Genomic DNA, 915 nt, shown 5'->3' with positions numbered 1-915 from the left:
TGCCCAAACTTTTAATAGACAAATATCGTATGCACAACCTATATGCAATATTCGCAAAATTTCTGAACATATGCAAGCAAGTGTCAGGTAATTTGGTAAATGAATCAGGTAATATTCCCAGAAGAGGTGTCGTTCCACGATTTTCCGATCTTGAAGTAATCGCGTTGAATATGACTTCAGAAGCAATAGGAATTGACAGTGAATCCTTGCTGTTTGCTAAATTGCAGGAATATAGAAAAGAAATTCCCAATCTTATCTCACGCAGACAATACAATGACAGACGTAAGATAACCTCATCTCTGTGCAATGCGGTCAGGGAGAGGATTGTGAAGGAGATGGATGGAGGTGAAGACTATTTCTGTATTGACTCAAAACCAATAGAGGTCTGTCGTTTTTCCCGTTCCAAGCGTTGCGGTATGGGGAAGAAGAATTTTGAGAAAGCACCGTCAATCGGATACTGTGCGTCACAAGGAGTGTATTATTACGGATATAAACTCCACGCGGTCTGTGGATTAAGTGGAGTCATCCATTCCTTTGACCTCACCAAGGCAAGTGTGCATGACATTCATTACCTGAAGGATGTGAAAGTGGACTATAGTAATTGTACTGTCATAGGGGACAGAGGATATATAAGTGCTCAGATACAACTGGATTTGTTTGAAACGGCCAATATCAGATTGGAAGTACCATACAGAACTAACCAGAAAGAATGGAAGCCGACATTTCCAGCTTTTGCCAAAGCGAGAAAAAGAATTGAAACTCTATTCTCGCAATTGTGTGACCAGTTTATGATTATAAGAAATTATGCGAAAGATACAGACGGATTGTTTACCCGAATTGTCGGGAAGATTAGCGCACTTACAATCCTGCAATATATTAACTATAAAAATGAGAAACCCATTGGTAGAGTTAAAT

1 protein-coding gene is annotated in these 915 nt (G+C 39.5%); it reads left to right on the top strand.

From position 1 onward, the window contains the following. On the top strand, positions 1–915 hold a 915-nt coding region (locus H6A27_RS14415; protein WP_239469729.1), incomplete at both ends, for an IS982 family transposase.

The sequence above is a fragment of the Bacteroides caecigallinarum genome, from assembly GCF_016902295.1.
GTDB lineage: Bacteria > Bacteroidota > Bacteroidia > Bacteroidales > Bacteroidaceae > Phocaeicola > Phocaeicola caecigallinarum_A.
The sequence above is the reverse complement of the archived record's forward strand: the minus strand, read 5'-3'. Positions and strand labels throughout refer to the sequence as shown.